15 protein-coding genes, 1 tRNA gene and 1 pseudogene are annotated in these 19,631 nt (G+C 66.1%); 13 read left to right on the forward strand and 4 right to left on the reverse strand.

From position 1 onward, the window contains the following. The first annotated feature begins 66 nt into the window (after positions 1 to 66). Positions 67 to 1,398 (forward strand): dicarboxylate/amino acid:cation symporter, encoded by a 1,332-nt coding sequence (locus Q9235_RS05690; protein WP_306225858.1) that lies wholly within the window; start codon positions 67 to 69, stop codon positions 1,396 to 1,398. Between the two features lie 91 nt (positions 1,399 to 1,489). Here the strand turns inward: Q9235_RS05690 and Q9235_RS05695 are convergent, their stop codons facing one another. The 4 genes from Q9235_RS05695 to Q9235_RS05710 form a co-directional block, all read right to left on the reverse strand. Beyond that, a complete protein-coding gene (locus Q9235_RS05695; protein ID WP_306225859.1) occupies positions 1,490 to 2,218 on the reverse strand; it encodes a methyltransferase domain-containing protein in 729 nt (242 codons plus the stop codon). Positions 2,219 to 2,469: 251 nt separating this feature from the next. Further along, on the reverse strand, positions 2,470 to 3,669 hold the full coding sequence (locus Q9235_RS05700; protein WP_306225860.1) for a mandelate racemase/muconate lactonizing enzyme family protein: 1,200 nt from the start codon (positions 3,667 to 3,669) through the stop codon (positions 2,470 to 2,472). A 71-nt stretch (positions 3,670 to 3,740) separates the two neighbouring features. Then, positions 3,741 to 4,505: an SDR family oxidoreductase gene (locus tag Q9235_RS05705; RefSeq protein WP_306225861.1), complete on the reverse strand. Its 765-nt coding sequence runs from the start codon at positions 4,503 to 4,505 to the stop codon at positions 3,741 to 3,743. A gap of 2 nt (positions 4,506 to 4,507) precedes the next feature. After that, positions 4,508 to 5,266: a FadR/GntR family transcriptional regulator gene (locus Q9235_RS05710; protein ID WP_306225862.1), complete on the reverse strand. Its 759-nt coding sequence runs from the start codon at positions 5,264 to 5,266 to the stop codon at positions 4,508 to 4,510. Positions 5,267 to 5,398: 132 nt separating this feature from the next. Between Q9235_RS05710 and Q9235_RS05715 the strand changes: the two genes are divergently transcribed. From Q9235_RS05715 to Q9235_RS05770, 12 genes and pseudogenes are all read left to right on the forward strand, one after another. Next, positions 5,399 to 6,409 (forward strand): DctP family TRAP transporter solute-binding subunit, encoded by a 1,011-nt coding sequence (locus tag Q9235_RS05715; protein WP_306225863.1) that lies wholly within the window; start codon positions 5,399 to 5,401, stop codon positions 6,407 to 6,409. 94 nt (positions 6,410 to 6,503) lie between these two features. Then, positions 6,504 to 7,517, forward strand: a complete 1,014-nt coding sequence (locus Q9235_RS05720; RefSeq protein ID WP_306225864.1) for a TRAP transporter substrate-binding protein — start codon at positions 6,504 to 6,506, stop codon at positions 7,515 to 7,517. 99 nt (positions 7,518 to 7,616) lie between these two features. Next, complete coding sequence (locus Q9235_RS05725) at positions 7,617 to 8,186, forward strand: TRAP transporter small permease (protein WP_306225865.1); 570 nt, start codon at positions 7,617 to 7,619, stop codon at positions 8,184 to 8,186. Further along, positions 8,183 to 9,463 (forward strand): TRAP transporter large permease, encoded by a 1,281-nt coding sequence (locus tag Q9235_RS05730; RefSeq protein WP_306225866.1) that lies wholly within the window; start codon positions 8,183 to 8,185, stop codon positions 9,461 to 9,463. The genes Q9235_RS05725 and Q9235_RS05730 overlap by 4 nt, the downstream gene beginning before the upstream one ends. 291 nt (positions 9,464 to 9,754) lie before the next feature. Then, a complete protein-coding gene (fdnG, locus tag Q9235_RS05735; RefSeq protein WP_306225867.1) occupies positions 9,755 to 12,838 on the forward strand; it encodes a formate dehydrogenase-N subunit alpha in 3,084 nt (1,027 codons plus the stop codon). Between the two features lie 10 nt (positions 12,839 to 12,848). Beyond that, positions 12,849 to 13,769, forward strand: a complete 921-nt coding sequence (gene fdxH, locus Q9235_RS05740; RefSeq protein ID WP_306225868.1) for a formate dehydrogenase subunit beta — start codon at positions 12,849 to 12,851, stop codon at positions 13,767 to 13,769. Beyond that, the gene (locus Q9235_RS05745) at positions 13,753 to 14,448 is read left to right on the forward strand and encodes a formate dehydrogenase subunit gamma (RefSeq protein WP_306225869.1); all 696 of its coding nucleotides are present in this window, start codon (positions 13,753 to 13,755) and stop codon (positions 14,446 to 14,448) included. The genes fdxH and Q9235_RS05745 overlap by 17 nt, the downstream gene beginning before the upstream one ends. 65 nt (positions 14,449 to 14,513) lie before the next feature. Continuing rightward, complete coding sequence (gene fdhE, locus Q9235_RS05750; RefSeq protein WP_306225870.1) at positions 14,514 to 15,434, forward strand: formate dehydrogenase accessory protein FdhE; 921 nt, start codon at positions 14,514 to 14,516, stop codon at positions 15,432 to 15,434. 25 nt (positions 15,435 to 15,459) lie between these two features. Further along, positions 15,460 to 16,866 (forward strand): L-seryl-tRNA(Sec) selenium transferase, encoded by a 1,407-nt coding sequence (selA, locus tag Q9235_RS05755; protein WP_306225871.1) that lies wholly within the window; start codon positions 15,460 to 15,462, stop codon positions 16,864 to 16,866. Then, on the forward strand, positions 16,853 to 17,602 hold the full coding sequence (locus Q9235_RS05760) for a tetratricopeptide repeat protein (protein ID WP_306225872.1): 750 nt from the start codon (positions 16,853 to 16,855) through the stop codon (positions 17,600 to 17,602). Before selA ends, Q9235_RS05760 begins: the two co-directional genes overlap by 14 nt. Continuing rightward, a pseudogene (gene selB / locus Q9235_RS05765) lies at positions 17,599 to 19,413 on the forward strand (selenocysteine-specific translation elongation factor); the annotation flags it as partial. The gene Q9235_RS05760 and the pseudogene selB, both read left to right, overlap by 4 nt. Before the next feature lie 105 nt (positions 19,414 to 19,518). Then, a tRNA-Sec gene (locus Q9235_RS05770) sits at positions 19,519 to 19,614 on the forward strand. Positions 19,615 to 19,631: the final 17 nt, after the last annotated feature.

Here is a 19,631-nt window from a genome sequence, read left to right on the forward strand (position 1 = left end):
CGGTTGCGAAAGAGGGGCAGCGGTTTCGAACAAAAGCAAGACGACCGCCGACCCAAGGAGCAGAACATGGCGACCCCGATCATCGCGCCCGCTCAGCCGGCGCGCCCGAAGAAGTTCTACCAGCATCTCTATGTGCAGGTGCTGTTCGCCATCGCAGCGGGCATCCTGCTCGGCCATTTCTGGCCGGAACAGGGCGCCGCCCTGAAGCCGCTCGGCGATTCCTTCATCAAGCTGGTGAAGATGATCATCGCGCCGGTGATCTTCCTGACGGTCTCGACCGGCATCGCCGGCATGACCGACATGAAGAAGGTCGGGCGCGTCGCCGGCAAGGCGATGATCTATTTCCTGTGCTTCTCGACGCTGGCCCTGATCGTCGGCCTCGTCATCGGCAACCTGATCCAGCCCGGCGCCGGCCTGCACATCAATCCCGCCAGCCTCGACGCAAAGGCCGTGCAGGGCTACGCCGCCAAGGCGCATGACACGAGCATCGTCGGCTTCCTGCAGAACATCATCCCGGAAACGATCGTCGGCGCCTTCGCCTCGGGCGACATCCTGCAGGTGCTGTTCTTCTCGGTGCTGTTCGGCCTGTCGCTGGCGATGGTCGGCGAGCGCGGCAAGCCGGTGCTCGACTTCCTGCAGGCGCTCTCGACCCCGATCTTCAAGCTGGTGGCGATCCTGATGAAGGCCGCCCCGATCGGCGCCTTCGGCGCGATGGCCTTCACCATCGGCCGCTACGGCATCGGCTCGGTCGCCAATCTCGCCTTCCTGATCCTGACCTTCTACATCACGGCGGCGGTCTTCGTGCTGGTCGTGCTCGGTGCCGTCGCCCGCTACAACGGTTTCTCGATCCTGGCGCTGATCCGCTACATCAAGGACGAGATCCTGCTCGTCATCGGCACCTCCTCCTCGGAAGCGGCGCTGCCGAGCTTGATGGAGAAGATGGAAGCCGCCGGCTGCAAGCGCTCGGTCGTCGGCCTCGTGATCCCGACCGGCTATTCCTTCAATCTCGACGGCACCAATATCTACATGACGCTGGCGGCGCTGTTCATCGCGCAAGCGATGGATATCCACCTGCCGCTCGGCGACCAGATCCTGCTGCTGCTCGTCGCGATGCTGTCCTCGAAGGGCGCGGCCGGCATCACCGGCGCGGGCTTCATCACGCTGGCGGCCACGCTCTCGGTGGTTCCGGCCGTGCCCGTCGCGGGCATGGCGCTGATCCTCGGCATCGACCGCTTCATGTCGGAATGCCGCGCGGTGACCAACTTCATCGGCAACGCCGTCGCCACGATCGTGGTGGCGCGCTGGGAAGGCGAACTCGACGAGAACCGGCTGAAGGCGGCGCTCGCCGGCCAACTGCCCGATTTCCTCGACGAGCCGCTGATGGCCCCGGCGGAGTGATCCGCAGGGTCGACGCGAAAAGGGATCGCGGCTCCTGCGAGCCGCGATCCCTCACGCATTCGATCGGATAGAGCAGCAGCGCCGCTACCGGTCACTTCCGGCAGACGAAGATGCGGTCGAGCCCCTGGGGCTCGAGCTCGTGCTTTTCGGTCAGGCGGCTGCGGTCGCCGTCCTCCGCCGAGAACCTGATCTCGTCGACGTCGAAACCGACGGCGGCAAGCTTGTCGGGGAAGTCGCGGCCATAAAGCCGGACATGGTCCCAGCCACAGATGCGCTCGATCTCCGCGGCCAGCATGCCCGCCGGCGGCTCCCAGGTCTCGGCCCGCGACTGGTCGAGCGGCACCGAGAAGAAGGCGGTGCCGCCGGGCTTCAGGACGCGGAAGCACTCGCGCATGCCCTGGGCGTCGTCGGGGACGTGCTCCAGAATATGATGGCAGATCACGTAGTCGAAATGGTCGTCGTCGAACTGGATCCTGGTGATGTCGACCACGGCGTTGGCGACCTTGCTGATCTTGACGTCCCCGGCGACATAGCGGGGGTTGTTCCTCCACAAGCGGAAAAACGGCCGTTCCGGCGAGAAATGCAGCACGGCCTTGTCGGTCAGATCCAGGCGGTTGGCGCGCAGATAGAGCCCCATGATCCGGTCGCGCTCCTTGGAGGAGCAGTTCGGGCAGCGCGCCTCGGGTCGCGGGCCGACATCGAGGAAGCGCCCCTCATGGCCGCAGATGGTGCAGAGCCGGGCCGGGCGCGCCTCCAGGAACTGGCTCGGCTTGCGAACCGCCGCGCGCAGATATTCCTGCGCGAATACACTGATGTTCATGCCAAAGCACAGCCGTGACGCGACGTTCTGGCCGAGGTCGACAGCTCAGAACGACAGGTCGCAGCCCCCCATGAGAGATACGAACGGCTGGAATATTCGAGCGTCTTTGAGAAAGCCATTGTTATTGTGCATCCCCCATTTGGGAGGTGACGCAAAGAATCGTGCCGGAGCAGCTCGATGATCCACCGAGCTGCTCCGGCACCCAGACGTCATATACGGCTCCTGGCGCCCGCGCCGCGCATCCGGCCTCCTCAGAGCGTCGAGCGGCGCACCGTCAGGTCGGAGCGCTCGTAGACCGACGGCAGCAGGTCGACGCCGAGGCCCGGCGCTTCCATCGGGTAGACATAGCCGCCCTCGATGCGCGGCATCTCGGTGACCAGCTCCAGATACCAGCCGCGATAGAAGGCGCGCACCGATTCCTGGATCAGCGTGTTCGGCTGGCTGAACGAGGTGTGGACCGCCGCGACGAAGCCGACCGGGCCGATGCAGTCATGCGGCGCGAAGGGGCGGTGCCAAGTCTCGGCCAGCGCGGCGATCTTGCGGCCCTCGGTCAGGCCGCCGGTCCAGCACAGATCGACCATCACGACATGGGCGGCGTCGCGCTCCAGCATGTCCTTGTAAGGCCAGCGCGAGCCCAGCGTCTCGCTGGCGCAGACCCAGACATCGGTCGAGCGGGCGTACTCGGCCAGCGCCTGCGGCGAGTTCATCTTGATCGGGTCCTCGTACCAGGTCGGCTTGTAGGGCTCGAGCACGCGGGCGATCTGCTTGGCGGTCGGCAGGTTCCAGAGCGAGTGGAACTCGACCATGATCTCCATCTTGTCGCCGACGGCCTTGCGAATCTTTTCAAAGGGCTCGACCGCCTTCTTCATCTGCTCGGCGGTGATGTAGAGACCCTGGTTCTCGATCGCGGGCGGATCGAAGGGCCAGATCTTCATGGCGGTGATGCCCTGCTCCAGCAGGTTCTCGGCCAGCGCATCGGCGCGGTTCATGAAGCCGTCGAGGTCCTCATAGGGGCTGCCCTCGTCGCCGAGGCTCCAGTTCGAAACCGGCTTGATGTTGCTGGAGCGGACATAGCGGGTGCCGGCGCAGGTGTTGTAGATGCGCTGCTTGTCGCGGCAGAGCCCGCCGAGCATCTGATGCACCGGCAGGCCGCAGACCTTGCCGAAATGATCCCAGAGCGCGATGTCGATCGCCGAGGTCGCGCGGGATTCCGCTCCGGTCGAGGACTGCGCCATCGGCAGGTTGGTCATCTCGCGATGCAGCGCCTCGATATGCAGCGGGTTCTTGCCGAGCAGGCGCCCGGCCAGCGTGTCGTGGATATGCGCCTCGACGGAAGCTGCGCCGTAGAAGGTCTCGCCGAGCCCAATATGGCCGGAATCGGTGTGGACGCGGACCCAGAGCACATTGCCGAATTCCTCGGCGCGCAGGGTTTCGATGGCGGTGATCTTCATGGCGTTTCGTCCTGTTCAATCTGTCGCGAGCAGGTGGGAAGCCCCCTCGCCGCTGGTCGGTTATCGGGGGTTCACAGCACCGAGATCATGCCGCCGTCGACATAGATGATCTGGCCGCTGACATAGTCGGAAGCCGATGAGGCAAGGTAGACGCAGGTGCCAGCGAGCTCGTCCGGGCGACCCCAGCGGCGGGCGGGTGTGCGACCCTTCACCCAGGCGTCGAAGGCCGGGTTCTCGATCAGCGCCTGGTTCATGTCGGTGATCATGTAGCCGGGGCCGATCGCATTGGCCTGGATGCCGAGCTCGCCCCATTCTGCCGCCATGGCCTTGGTCAGCATCTTGATGCCGCCCTTCGCCACCGTGTACGGCGCGACGGTGGCGCGGGCGAGCTCGCTGGTCAGCGAGCCGATATTGATGACTTTGCCCTGACCGCGCTTGGCCATGCGTCGGGCCGCCTCGCGGCCGACCATGAAGGCGCTGGTCAGGTTGGTGTCGAGCACGCGGCGCCAGTCGGCCGTCTCCAGCTCCAGCATCGGCTTGCGGAACTGGATGCCGGCATTGTTGACGAGGATGTCGACCGCGACGCCCTCGGCATCGAGCGCCGCGAAGGCGGCGACAACCGCCTGCTCGTCCGTCACGTCGAAGTTGAGGCCGCGGGCCTTGTGGCCGGCCGCGCTCATCGCGGCGACCGCCTCGGCGAGGCGTCCGGCATCGGCGCCGTTGAGGATGATGCTGGCGCCCGCGGCCGCAAGCCCTTCGGCCATGGCACGGCCGAGCCCGCGCGAGGAACCGGTCACGAGCGCAGTGCGCCCGGAAAGATCGAAGGGAGAGGTCAAGCTCAAGCGTCCTGTTTCGGCGTGGATTGGATGGCCGGATGGGCCGGCACCATGCCGCTCGCGGCAAGCTGGGCGGCGTAGCGGCGATAGGATTCGCCGATATGCTTGCGCATCGCCTCGCCGGCGCCGGCCGGATCGCGGGCGCGGATGCGGCCGAGGATCGCGGCGTGGTCGGCGCGGCGGATCGCGATGTTGGAATCCTCGCCGCGATCCTTGTCGCGCATGCTGCGGATCGAGTTGAGCAGCGGACTCGACACGAACTGGAGCACGGTCAGGAAGAGCGGGTTATGCGCGGCCGTCGCGATGGCGAGGTGGAGCGCGAGGTCATGGGCGGAACTGTCCTCCCCGGCATCGTCAGCGACGTTCAGCGCGGCCTCGGCCGCTTCCATTCGCGCGAGATCCTCCGGCGTATGGCGCAGCGAGGCCAGTTGCGCTGCCTCGACTTCCAGGCCGAGGCGGAATTCCAGGAATTGCAGGATCGACTGCTCGGAGGCCGCGATCTCGGCCCGGCGCAAACGCAATGAATCCTGCTGGTTGACGAAAAGCCCGAGGCCCCGCCGGCTTTCGACGATGCCGTCGGCCCTCAGATAGGCGATCGCCTCGCGCACTACCGGCCGGCTGACGCCGAGCTGACGGGCAAGCTCCGTCTCGGACGGCAACCGATCGCCCGGTTGCAAGGCGCCCGAACGGATCGAGGTCGCCAGCGCGGTGGCGGCATCGCTCGCGAGATTGGGCCGTGATCCGATGGATGAGAGCTGCATGGTGGGTTCCTGCTGGGTCATCATTGTCACGTTGTCAGTTGTTTGACAACCTGACTTCTGCCGCGTTATGGGTGCCGCAACGGCGCCCGCCTTCAGAGCGACACAACGCGCCAAGCACAGGGAAGGCCCGATATGTTCAACGGAACCCGCCGGACGCTGCTTGTTGCCGGAGCAGCGCTCGCATCGTCAGGTCTCGCCCCCGCAAGCGCGCAGGCCGTGAAGACCGCCAAGCTCGGCCACTCCTTCGCCGACTCGCACCCCCGCGCCACCGCCATGCGCCGCTTCGCGGAAGAGGTCGCCAAGGCGACGAATGGCAGCGTCAAGGTCGATGTCTTCGGCAATGCCGCGCTCGGCTCCGAGGAGAAGATGCTGATCGCGACGCAGGCCGGCACGATCGATTTCTACATGGGTGCGCTCTCGCCGATCGCGGCACGCAAGAAAGAGCTGCAGATCTTCGATTTCCCGTTCCTGTTCGCGACCGATGCCGAGGCCGCCGCCGTGCTCGACGGCCCGGCCGGCAAGCGCCTGCTGGACGGGCTCGCCGACATGAACCTACAGGGTCTCGCCTGGTCGGGCGGCGCCTTCCGCAACCTCTCGAACAGCAAGCGTCCGATCGCCACGCTCGCCGACTTGAAGGGCCTGAAGGTCCGCGTCATGCAGAGCCCGATGGCGCTGGCGAGCTTCAACGCCATGGGCATGAACGCCGTGCCGATGGCGTTCACGGAGGTCTACACCGCCCTGGAGACCAAGGCGCTGGACGGCTACGAGCACCCCTTCGTCGACATGTACGCGAACAAGATGTTCGAGGTGCAGAAGTATCTGACCGTCACCAATCACGTGTACACGCCGGTCGCGCTGGTGACCTCGAAGAAATTCTGGGCCTCGCTCACGCCGGAGCAGCAAGCGGCCGTGCAGAAGGCGGCCGAGACGACCCGGGCCTTCCAGCGCGAGGCGGAACTGCGCGAGGCGGGCGAGGTGCTCGGCGAGCTCAAGGCCAAGGGCATGGCGACGACCGAGATGCCGGCGGCCGAACTCGACGCCATCCGCAAGGCGATCCAGCCGGTGATCGAGAAGAACACCGAGACGATCGGCGCCGCCTTCGTCAACGACTTCTACGCCGAGATCAAAAAGAACCGGAAATAAGCCCCTGCCTCGGCGGTGGAAAACGCCGCCGGGCGGTTGAGCCTGCCTTCGTTCGGTGACACATCCCGCAGCAATTGTTCCGGAGACGAGTATCGTGACCAAGACCCATCCGACACGCTTCGCTTTCATCGCCGCGCTGGCCGCGGCCCTGCTGGGCTCGACGGCGGCCATGGCCGAGATCAAGGCCAAGATCGGCCATGCCATGCCCGACACGCATCCGCAGGCGACCGCTGTCGCCAAGTTCGCGGAACTCGCCGGCACCTACACCAATGGCAACGTCAAGATTCAGGCGTTCCACTCGGCCATGCTCGGCAGCGACGAGAAGCAGCTCCAGGCGACGCAGGCCGGCACGCAGGAATTCTATATCGGCACGCTGGCGCCGCTCTCGACGCGCGTGAAGGAAGTCCAGGTCTGGGACCTGCCCTTCCTGTTCCAGAACGAGAAGGAGGTCTACGCGGTCCTCGACGGCGCCTCGGTCAAGAAGATCTTCGAGAAGATCGAGCCGAGCGGCCTCGTCGGCCTGACCTGGACCGGCATGGGCTTCCGCAACCTCTCGAACAGCCGCCGCGCCGTGAAAACGGCCGAGGACGTCAACGGCCTGAAGCTGCGCGTGATGGCCAACCCGGTGGCGCTCGACACCTGGAAGTCGATCGGCGCCAACGCCGTGCCGATGGCCTTCTCGGAAGTGTTCACTGCCCTCGAGGTCAAGGCGCTCGACGGCCAGGAGAACCCGCTTCAGCACATGTGGGCGAACAAGATGCAGGAGGTGCAGAAGCACATCTCCATCACCAACCACGTCTACACGCCGGTGGCGCTCGTCGCCTCCAAGAAGTTCTGGGATTCGCTCTCGGCCAGCGACAAGGCCGGCGTCCAGAAGGCCGCGACCGAGGCCGGCCTGCTGCAGCGCAAGCTGCTCGACGAGGGCGACCGCGACGTGATCACCAAGTTCAAGGAAGCCGGCGTGTCGGTGGACACCGTCTCGGCCGACGACCTGCGCAAGGTCCAGGCCAAGGTCCAGCCGGTGATCGACAAGTTCAAGAGCCAGATCGGCGAGGAATTCGTGAACGGCTTCGTCGCCGAGATCGAAAAGGCCCGCGCCGCCAAGTAAGGCACGCGACGGCAGCCGGCCCCAGCGGCCGGCTGCCCTTTTTCCGCATACCGGCGCCGAGCCGGCGATTCCTTCAAAGTGCCGCCGGCGAGGTGACCGATGACCAGCGCCCTCAAGATCGCGACGGACGGTTTCTACCGTCTGATCGAGATCATCCTCGTGATCTGCATGGCCGTGATGCTGGTCATGGTCTTCGGCAACGTGATGCTACGGCTGTTCTTCAACACCGGCATCGACCTGTCCGAGGAAATCCCGCGCTTCGCCTTCGTCTGGATGACCTTTCTGGGCGGCATCATCGGCCTGCACCGGCGCAGCCATCTCGGCGTCGACATGGTGGTCCAGGCCCTGCCGATCTTCGGCCGCAAGGTCTGCTGGGCGATCAGCCAGGTCATCATGCTGATCTGCGCGCTGTTCATCTTCTACGGCACTTACCTCCAGCACGACATCATCGCCGGCAACGCCTCCCCGGTCGCGCAGCTCAGCATGATCTGGGTCTATGGCGTGAGCTATGTCACCGGCGCCGCGATCGCGCTGATCTGCCTGTCGAACCTGATCCGCCTCGCACGCGGCGAGGTCTCCGACGACGAGCTGATCGACGTACACGAGGAGGGGATGGCGGAAGGCCTCGAAGCCGAGCGCGACATGAAGGCGCAGGGAGCCAAGCCGTGATCGTCTTCGTCTTCATCACGTCGCTGCTGGGCCTGATGGCGCTGGGCATGCCGGTCGCTTTCGCACTGATCGGCTGCGGTCTCGCCATGATGCTCTACATGGGCATCTCGGACCCGCAGATCATCATCCAGAACATGTGGGACGGCGCCAACTCCTTCCCGCTGCTGGCCGTGCCTTTCTTCATGCTGGCCGGCGAGCTGATGAATGCCGGCGGCATGACGCGCCGGATCATCACCATGGCGATGGCGTGGATCGGCCATATCCGCGGCGGCCTCGGCTATGTCGCGGTCATTGCCGCCGTCATCATGGCCTCGCTCTCGGGCTCGGCCGTCGCCGACACAGCGGCGCTGGCTTCCGTGCTGATCCCGCTGATGCGCAATGCCGGCTACAACATCAACCGCTCCTGCGGCCTGATCGCCTGCGGCGGCATCATCGCGCCGGTGATCCCGCCCTCGATCGGCATGATCATTTTCGGCGTCACCGGCGGCGTCTCGATCACCAAGCTGTTCATCGCCGGCATCGTGCCGGGCGTGATGATGGGCATCGCGATCATGCTGGCCTGGCGCTGGAGCATCAAGCGCGACAACCCGCGCGTCGAGCCGAAGCGCAGCATGCGCGAGAGGCTGATCGAAACCCGCAATGCCGGCTGGGCGCTCGTGCTGCCCGTTGTCATTATCGGCGGCCTGAAGGTCGGCTGGTTCACACCGACAGAAGCGGCGGTCATCGCTGCCGCCTACTCGCTCTTCGTCGGCGTCTTCATCTATCGCGAGATCAAGGTCCCCGACCTGTTCGGCCTGATGTACCGCGCGGCCGAGACCACCGCCGTCATCATGTTCCTGGTCGCCGCAGCCGGCGTTTCGGCCTGGCTGATCACCACGGCCAACATTCCCCAGCAGGTCGCCGACATGGTCGCGCCCTTCATGGAGAACAAGACCCTGCTGATGGCCATCCTGATGGTGATGGTGTTCATCGTCGGCACGGCGCTGGACTTCACACCGACGGTTCTGATCCTGACCCCGGTGCTGATGCCGGTGGTCAAGCAGGCGGGCATCGACCCGGTCTATTTCGGCGTTCTGTTCATCATGAACAATGCCATCGGCCTGGTGACGCCGCCGGTCGGGACCGTGCTCAACGTGGTCTGCGGCGTCGCCAAGGTGCCGATGACGGGCGTCATCAAGGGCGTGACGCCCTTCATGGTCGCCCAGCTCGTCGTGCTCGCCCTGCTGGTCATCTTCCCGCAGATCGTAATGTGGCCGCTGCAGATGATGTCGCGCTGAGAAGTGCGACGCGCGGGGGCCAGTTGGCCCCCGCTCCCTCAGCGATGTTGCGGAGCTTCCCGCCTGAGGCATCCGGCACGGGAAGCGCAGAAGCGCGGCGCGGGCATTGCTTTCGAAGCCTCCGGACACCGCGACAGCCCGGTCGTGCAACGCCTCGCAGGCAAAAACGTCCTACACCCAAAGTCTAAGAAGCGGCCTTCAGGGCGACAGAAGGCGCGCCTTGACGCCCCCGCCTCAGAGTTTCACTATTCTAAATTGAACAACGCCTTGTCGTTCGCCTGGGAGGTTGAGATGCTGCATGAGCTCTCGCGTCGCCAGTTTCTGAAAGCCGCAGGTGCGGGTGTCGCCGGTTCTGCCGTCGCCGCGCTTGGGTTCGGGGGTGCCGAAGAGGCGCTTGCCCAGGCCGTGCGGCCCTTCAAGCTGGCGCGCACCACGGAAACACGAAATACCTGTCCGTACTGCTCCGTCGCCTGCGGCGTGATCATGTACAGCCTGGGCGACAAGTCCAAGAACGCCCATCCGGCGATCATCCATATCGAAGGCGACCCGGACCACCCGACCAATCGCGGCACGCTCTGCCCGAAGGGAGCCGCCCTCCTCGACTTCGTCCATTCCGAGACGCGCACGAAGGTCCCGCAATATCGCGGCCCGGGCGAGAAGGCGTTCAAGCAGATCAGCTGGAACGAGGCGCTAGACCGCATAGCGCGCCTTATGAAGGACGATCGCGATAAGAACTTCATTGCCAAGAACCAGGACGGCACGACGGTCAACCGCTGGCTGACCACGGGCTTCCTGGCGGCATCGGCAACCACCAACGAGACGGCCTTCGTGACCTACAAGGTCGTGCGGAGCCTCGGAGTACTGGCGTTCGACAACCAGGCGCGCGTTTGACACGGACCGACGGTGGCCAGTCTGGCCCCAACATTCGGTCGCGGTGCGATGACCAACTCCTGGACGGACATCAAGAACACCGACCTCGTCATCATCATGGGCGGCAATGCCGCCGAAGCGCATCCGTGCGGCTTCAAATGGGTCACTGAGGCGAAAGCCCAGCGTGGCGCCAAGCTGATCGTCGTCGACCCGCGTTTCACGCGCTCGGCTTCGGTCGCGGATTTCTATGCGCCGATCCGGCAAGGCACCGACATCGCCTTCCTGCTCGGGGTGATGAAGTACTGCATCGACAACGACAAGATCCAGCACGACTACGTGCGCGCCTTCACCAACGCGCCTTATATCGTGAAGGACGGCTTCAACTATCAGGACGGCCTCTTCACCGGCTATGACGAGGCCAAGCGCGACTACGACCGCTCGAGCTGGGAATACGAGCTAGGGCCGGACGGCTATGTCCAGGTCGACGAGACGCTGCAGCATCCGCGCTCGGTCTACCAGCTCCTGAAGAAGCACGTCTCCGTCTACACGCCGGAGATGGTCGAGCGCATCTGCGGCACGCCAAAGGACAAGTACCTGGCGATCTGCAAGATGATCGCGGAATGCTCGACGCGCGACAAGACGATGACGTCGATGTACGCGCTCGGCTGGACGCAGCATTCCAAGGGCGCGCAGAACATCCGCTCGATGGCGATGCTGCAGCTCCTGCTCGGCAATATCGGCGTGCGCGGCGGCGGCATGAATGCGCTGCGCGGGCATTCCAACATCCAGGGACTGACCGATATCGGCCTGATGTCGGACCTGATCCCCGGCTATCTGGCGATCCCGAAGGACCGGGAGGTCGATTTTTCGACCTATATGTCGACGCGCGGCTTCAAGCCGCTGCGGCCCAACCAGATGAGCTACTGGCAGAACTACAAGAAGTTCATGGTGAGCTTCCTGAAGTCGATGTGGGGACCGGCCGCGACGGCCGAGAACGACTTCGCCTACCAGTGGCTGCCGAAGCTCGACGTCGCCGGCTACGACATGCTGCGGACCTTCGACCTGATGCATCAGGGCAAGGTCAACGGCTATTTCTGCCAGGGCTTCAACCCGCTGCTCTCGGCTCCCAACCGGGGCAAGATCACGGCCTCGCTGTCGAAGCTGAAGTTCCTGGTGGTGATGGACCCGTTGCAGACGGAGACATCGCGTTTCTGGAAGGACGAGGGCGTCCATAACGACGTCAAGCCCGAGTCGATCCAGACCGAGGTCTTTGAACTGCCGACGACCTGCTTCGCCGAGGACGAAGGCTCGCTGGTCTCGTCCAGCCGCTGGCTGCAATGGCACTGGCCGGGCCAGGAACCTCCGGGCGAAGCGAAGACCGACGCCTGGATCATGGCGCAGATCCACATGCGCCTGCGCGCGCTCTACGCCAAGGAAGGCGGCGCCTTCCCCGATCCGATCGTCAACCTGCACTGGCCCTATCGCGATCCGCAGGACCCGCAGGCCGACGAGATCGCCAAAGAGCTCAACGGCTACGTCGTCTCTACCGTCACCGATCCGGCAGACCCCACCAAGGTGCTGCTGGAAAAGGGCAAGCAGGTCGATGCCTTCGGCCAGTTGCGCGACGACGGCTCGACCGCCTGCGGCTGCTGGATCTATTCGGGGAGCTGGACCGAGCGGGGCAACATGATGGCCCGGCGCGACACCAACGACCCCGGCAATACCGGCGCCTATCTGAACTGGGCCTTCTCCTGGCCGGCCAACCGGCGCATCCTCTACAACCGCGCCTCGGCCGATCTCGACGGCAAGCCCTGGGACCCCAGGCGCAAGCTGATCGAGTGGAACGGCACGGCCTGGACCGGCTACGATGTCCCCGACATCGCGGTGAACGCCAAGCCGCGGGATGTCGGACCGTTCATCATGAACCCGGAAGGGTCGGCGCGGCTGTTCTCGCGCGGCCTGATGCGGGACGGCCCCTTCCCGGCCCATTACGAGCCGTTCGAAAGCCCGATCGCCAACGTCACGGCTCCGAAGATCCGCGGCAACCCGGTCGCGCGCATCTTCAAGGACGACCTCGCCGCACTCGGGACCTCCGACAAGTTCCCCTATGCGGCGACCTCCTACCGCCTGACCGAGCATTTCCACTTCTGGACGAAGCATGTCTGGGTGAATGCCGTCCTGCAGCCTGAGTTCTTCGTCGAGATCAGCGAGCAGCTAGCCGCGGAGAAGAACATCCACAAGGGCGGCTGGGTGAAGGTCTCGTCCGCCCGTGGCGCGGTCTATGCCAAGGCAGTGGTGACCAAGCGCATCAAGCCGCTCGTCTGCGACGGCAAGACCGTCCACGTGGTCGGCATCCCGCTCCACTGGGGCTTCACCGGTGCGGCCAAGAAGGGCTTCGGCCCCAACAGCCTCACCCCGTTCGTCGGCGACGCCAACACCGATACGCCCGAGTTCAAGGCGTTCCTGGTGAATGTCGAGCCGTCCAACGGACCGGCGACGAGCTAGGGAGGAAGCAATGGCTGGATTGCAAAGTCAGGACTTCGCCCGCATCTCGGCGACCACCTTCAGGCCGCCGGATGTCCGCCGCGATTTCGAGGTGGCCAAGCTCATCGACGTCTCCAAATGCATCGGCTGCAAGGCGTGCCAATCGGCCTGCCTCGAGTGGAACAACCTGCGCGAGGAAGTTGGAATCAACCGGGGCGTCTATGACAACCCGCACGACCTGACCGAAAACACCTGGACGCTGATGCGGTTCACCGAATGGGAGAACCCGGAGAGCGGCAATCTCGAATGGCTGATCCGCAAGGACGGCTGCATGCATTGCGCCGATCCGGGCTGCCTCAAGGCCTGCCCCTCGCCCGGCGCGATCGTGCAGTACAATAACGGCATCGTCGATTTCGTCTCGGAGAACTGCATCGGCTGCGGCTATTGCGTGAAGGGCTGTCCGTTCAACATCCCGCGCATCAGCCAGGCCGACCACAAGGCCTATAAATGCACGCTCTGCTCCGACCGGGTCTCGGTCGGCCAGGCGCCGGCCTGCGCCAAGGCCTGCCCGACCGGCGCGATCGTGTTCGGCACCAAGAAGGCGATGCTCGACCATGCCAATGGCCGCATAACCGACCTCAAATCGCGCGGTTTCAAGAATGCCGGGATCTACGACCCGCCCGGCGTCGGCGGCACCCATGTGATGTATGTCCTGCATCACGCCGACAAGCCGCAGCTCTATGCCAACTTGCCCAACAACCCGAGGATCAGCCAGGTCGTCGAGCTCTGGAAGGGGCTGACCAAGTATGCCGGCATGGCGGCTGTCGGCTTTGCCGCCGCCTTCGCCTTCGTCCATGCGACGGTGGCGCGACGCAACGATGTCAGCCGCGCGGAGGATCGCGAGGCAGAGCATCTGATCGACGAGGAGGCTTCCCGTGGCCGTCAGGCGTGAAGAGGAACGCACGACCGTCGACCGCTATCCCGGCCGCGTGCGCGTCAATCACTGGGTCACCGCGATCTCGCTGATCCTGCTCACGCTGAGCGGGGCCGCGTTGTTCCATCCGTCGCTGTTCTTCCTGTCGAGCCTGTTCGGCGGCGGCTCGGCGACGCGGATGCTGCATCCCTGGATCGGCGTCGTCCTGCTCGCGAGCTTCGCGATCCTGTTCGTCCAGATGGTCAAGTACAATTTCTGGACGAAGGCCGACACGAAATGGATGGGCCATATCGGCGAGGTGATGTCGGGCCGCGAGGAGAACCTGCCCGAGATCGGCAAATACAACGGCGCGCAGAAGATCGTCTTCTGGCTGATGACGCTGCTGATCCTCGTCCTGTTCGGGACGGGCATCGTGATCTGGTACGAGTATTTCGGCGCGAGCTTCACCATCGAGCAGCAGCGCTTCGGCCATATCATCCATGCATTGGCGGCGATCGCGATGCTGCTCGTCGTCATCGTCCATATCTATGCCGGCTTCTATGTCCGTGGCACGATCAGCGCCATGACCGAGGGCAAGGTGACGGGGGGCTGGGCCTTCCGCCACCACCGGCTCTGGCTGCGGCAGGAAGCGCGCGAGGGTGTCATCGACGAGCGCCAGACGCCGCCGCGCCGCCATAGCCCCGGCCCTGCCGAATGACTTCGCCTGCGGGGCAGCGCAAGCTGCTCCGCCTCCCGTGACCCGTGCGGTTCGAGAGGACTGGAATGAGCGACGACCAAGACCTGGTTACCTTTGAAGATGTCGGCACGCCGGAACGCGACAAGCCGCCTTTCCTGCGCCTGCCGGAGCCCGCGACGCTGTTTGCCAGACGGGCAGAGCGGTTCGCCGCTCTCGCCCCGGGGCACCAGCTCGAAGCCTATCTCGCCTTTCTCGCCGGGTTGAGCCGCGCCCAGGCGACGTTGGCGGAATCTGCCGAGCCGCCCGGCATGCCCTCACCCGACGAATTGCGGATGCGCGCAGTCAACGCCATGCCGGTGCTGCCGCGTGAGGAACTGGCCAGTGACCCGGCGGTGTCGGACGCCTTCGACCGGCTCGCGGAACGGCTGACCAACGTCGCCATGCCGGACCTCGCACGCGCCGCCCTTGCACGCGCCGTCTCGGCCGGGCCGGAGGCGCGGCAGGCGATGTTCGCCGCCGTGCTGGCCGATGCCGTGCCGGTCGAGGCGGTCGCCGAGCATATCTTCGCCGCCGCCGCCCTGCAGGTCGTCGCGGCCCGTCGCAGCGCCCGGCTCGACCCCGCCCTGCCCCAGCCGGTTGCCGACGGCGTCTGCCCCTGCTGCGGCGGGCCGCCGGTCGCGAGCGCGGTCGTCGCCGATCTCAATGTCGAGGGCGTACGCTACATCCAGTGCTCGCTCTGCGCGGCGCAATGGAACCATGTCCGGGTGAAATGCGTCTCCTGCGGCTCGACCAAGGGCATCGCCTATCAGGAGATCGAGGGCATCGCCGACACGATCAAGGCCGAGACCTGCGACGAGTGCCGGACCTATGTGAAGATCCTGAATCGCCGCAAGGCCCCGGAGCTGGAGCCGGTCGCGGACGATGTTGCGAGCCTCGGGCTCGACCTGCTGGTGACCGAGGCCGGCTGGCATCGGGCGGGAGTGAACCCATTCCTGCTCGGATACTGATCAAGCGTCTCCCGGAGGGAGCCTGATGAACAAGCCGGAAAGCTTCCGCCCGCCATCGGTCGACACGGTGTTGCGCAGCGCCAATGGCGAGCTTGCTATAGCGCAGCATGGACGTGCGTCTGCGACCGATGCAATCCGGCAGGCGATCGAGCGTTTGCGGGCCGGCGGCGAGACGATGGCGGCCTCCATCGAGCAGGTCGGCGGCATGGCGCTGGACCGGCTTGAGGAGAAGAATCGCCCCTCGCAACGCCCGGTGATCAACCTGACGGGCACCGTGCTGCACACCAATCTCGGCCGCGCTCTGCTGGCCGAGGAGGCGATCGAGGCCGTGGTCGCGGCCATGCGCGCCCCAACCAATCTCGAATACGAGATCGAAGCCGGGCAACGCGGCGAGCGCGATGCGCATGTCCGCGGCCTCATCCGCGAGCTGACCGGCGCCGAGGACGCGATTCTCGTCAACAACAATGCCTCCGCCGTGCTGCTCGTGCTCAACACCCTCGCGAAAGACCGCGAAGCTATCGTCTCGCGCGGCGAGTTGATCGAGATCGGCGGCGCCTTCCGCATGCCGGACATCATGGCGCGGGCCGGCGCGACCTTGCGCGAGGTCGGCACCACCAACCGCACGCACCTCAAGGACTATGCCGAAGCGATCGGGCCTGAAACCGGCCTGCTGATGAAGGTCCACACCTCGAACTATGTGGTGCAGGGCTTCACGGCCGAGGTCGAACCGGCCGAGCTCGCCGAGCTCGCGCGCCGGCACGAGCTGCCCTTCGTCGACGATCTCGGCTCAGGCACGCTGATCGATCTCGCGCGCTGGGGCCTTCGCCGCGAGAAGACGGTGCAGGATGCGCTGAAGGGCGGCGCCGATCTCGTCACCTTCTCCGGCGACAAGCTGCTCGGCGGGCCGCAGGCCGGCATCGTCGCCGGGCGCAAGGACCTGATCGCGAAACTGGCGAAGAACCCGCTGAAGCGGGCGCTGCGTCTCGACAAGCTCCGGCTCGCGGCGCTGGAGGCGACGCTCAGGCTCTATCGCGACCCCGACCGGTTGGCAGAACGCTTGCCGACGCTCAGGCTGTTCACCCGAAAGGCGGAAGAGCTGCGCGCGCTGGCCGAGCGTGTTCAGCCCAAGGTGGCGGCGGCGATCGGCGCTGGCTGGATCGTCGAAACGACCAATTGCGCCAGTCAGATCGGTTCCGGCGCGTTACCTCTGGAGACGCTGCCGAGCGCGGGGCTTGCACTGCGGCCAGCCGGCAAGACCACAGGCTCTGCCGTCGAGAAGCTGGCAGCGGCTTTCCGCGCCGTGCCGGTGCCTGTAGTCGGGCGCATTGCGCAAGGCGCACTCGTCTTCGACCTGCGCTGCCTGGAGGACGAGGCGCTGTTCGCGGCGCAGCTCGATGCGCTGAAGCCCGGACTACCCGATGCGCTGGCTTGAGCGCCTTTTCGGCCGGGATGAAACCGCCGATGGTGATGTCGCCGCAACGATGGCGCAGGCTACGGCGGCGGTCGAGCGCGGCGACCATGCGGCTGCGCTCGCCCTATGGGGGCCGCTTGCCCATGCCGGCATCGGGCGAGCGCAGAACAATATCGGCGCCTGTTTCGCAGAAGGTCTCGGCGTCGCGCGCGATCCGGCTTTGGCGCTGCGTTGGCTGAGCCTGTCGGCGGAAGGCGGCGATCCGGTCGGGCAACGCAATCTGGCCGCTTTGCATTTCAAGGGCGAAGCCGTCGCGCAGAGCGATGCCGAGGCGATGCGGCTTTATCGACTCGCCGCTGAACAGGACGATGCCCCGGCACAGGATATGCTGTCATGGATGCTGCTCGAAGGCGGGAACCCTGCCGACCGGGCTGAAGCCCTACGCTGGGCGCAAGCCGCGGCGGAGGCCGGCATCGCCACCAGCATGACCCGGCTCGGGATGATGCATCATGACGCGCTTGGCGTAGACCGCGACGCCGACACCGCCGCGCAATGGTGGCAGCGCGGCATGGCCGCCGGCGATCCGGATTCGGAAGCCATGCTCGGCGCCGCGACGCTGCTCGGCCAGGGCGTGCCGGCCGATGCGGAGCGCGCGCTCGCGCTATTGCTCAGCGCCGAAGGCAAAGGCAGCCCGCTCGCGGCCCCCTTCATCAAGGCTGCGCGCGCCGCTGCCGCTCCGGCGGAGCCTGCGCCATGATCATCGGGACCGCCGGCCATATCGATCATGGCAAGACCTCGCTGGTCCGGCGCTTGACCGGCGTCGATACCGACCGGTTGAAGGAGGAGAAGGCGCGCGGCATCTCGATCGCGCTCGGCTTCGCCTATTGGCCGCAGGCCGACGGCTCGGTCGTCGGCTTCATCGACGTGCCCGGCCATGAGAAATTCGTGCATACGATGCTGGCCGGCGCCGCCGGCATCGACCTGCTGCTGCTGGTCGTCGCGGCCGATGACGGCGTGATGCCGCAGACCCGCGAACATGTCGCCATCGCCCGGCTGCTCGGCATCCGCGAGGCTATCGTCGCGATCACCAAGACCGATCTGGTCGAGGCCGGGCGGACCGCGATGGTCGAGGCCGAAATCGCGGCGCTGCTGTCCTCAGGCCCGTTCGCCAAAGCTCCGATGCTGCCCGTTTCCGCCGTGACCGGAGAAGGCCTGCCCGAGCTCGCCGCCCTGCTCGCGTCACGCGCCCGCGGAGCCCAGGCCCGGCAAGGCGATGGCGCCTTTCGCCTCGCGGTCGATCGCTGCTTCACCCTGCAGGGCACCGGGACAGTGGTGACGGGCACCGTCCTCTCCGGCAGCGTCAGCGTAGGGGACAGCGTCACCGTCTCGCCCAGCGGCTTGCCGGCGCGGGTGCGCTCGATCCACGCCCAGAACCGCCCGGCCGAGCGCGGCATTGCCGGCGAGCGTTGCGCACTCAATCTCGCCGGCGCCGGCATCGCGAAGGACGCCATCCGGCACGGAGACATGGTGCTGGCGTCGGCGCTCCATTCGCCAACGACGCGCATCGATGCCGAGGCGTCGCTGCTGCCCGGCGAGAGGGCTCTGACGATGTGGCAGCCGGTTCGTCTGCACCATGCCGCAGCCGAGATCGGCGCTCGTATCGTGCTGTTGGGCGATGCGACTGCGCCCGGTGAGGAGGGCCTGATCCAGCTCGTGCTCGACGAACCGCTCGCAGCCACGGTGCTCGACAGCTTCGTGCTGCGCGACACCAGCGCCTCGCGCACCATAGGCGGTGGGCGCTTCCTCGACCTGCGCGCGCCGGAACGTCGGCGCCGCAACCCGGAGCGCCTGGCGCAGCTCACGGCGCTTCGCCTGTCCGATCCGGCCGAGGCCTTGCGAGGCTTGCTGTCGGCGCCGCCGCATCATGCCGATCTCAGCGGCTTCGCTCGCGACCGCGCGCTTGGCTCCGATGCGGAGGGAGAGCTGGCGCGCGATCTCGGCCTCGTCAGGATTGGCCCGCTGGCAATGCTGCCCCTGCATTGGCAGGCGCTGGCACAGGCCGCCACCGAGCAGCTCGACGCTTTCCATGCCGAACATCCCGACCTGCCGGGCATGGGGCTGGAGCGCCTGCGCTTCACCGTTGCGCCCCGCTGGCCCGCGCCCTTGTTCCGGCAGGCCCTCGCCCGGCTCGCGGGAGAGGATGTGCTGGTGCCGGCCGGGTCATGGCTGAGGCGGCCTGGTCACGAGGCCCGGCTGTCGCCGGAGGACGAGGCGCTCTGGGACCGGGTCACGCCATTGATCGCGGATAGCGAGCGCTTCCGCCCGCCACGCGTGCGCGATATCGGCCAGATGCTCGGGCGGCCCGAGGAGGAGATCCGGCGGCTGCTGCGGCTCACCGGACGGCGCGGCGATGTCCATGAGGTCGCGCTCGATCATTTCTTCCTCCGCAGCACGCTCGCCGAGATGGTCGGCATCGCGATCGAGCTTGCCGGGCTTCATCCGGCCGGCTTCAATGCAGCCCAGTTCCGCGACAGGCTCGACAACGGCCGAAAGGTCGCTATCCAGATTCTCGAGTTCTTCGATCGCCACGGCATCACCATCCGCCGCGGCGACCTGAGACGCATCAACCGGCGGCGGCTCGACCTGTTCGGACCGCCACCCGGCTTGAGCGATGGAGGAGAAACGTCCCCGGTGGGGCGTCCGGACTTCAAATCCGGGAGGGGCCGTCAGACGGTCTCTGGTGGGTTCGACTCCCATTCTCTTCCGCCAGTTCCCTGAGGGGCCAT

It is taken from the genome of Bosea beijingensis (genome assembly GCF_030758975.1).
Taxonomy (GTDB): domain Bacteria; phylum Pseudomonadota; class Alphaproteobacteria; order Rhizobiales; family Beijerinckiaceae; genus Allobosea; species Allobosea beijingensis.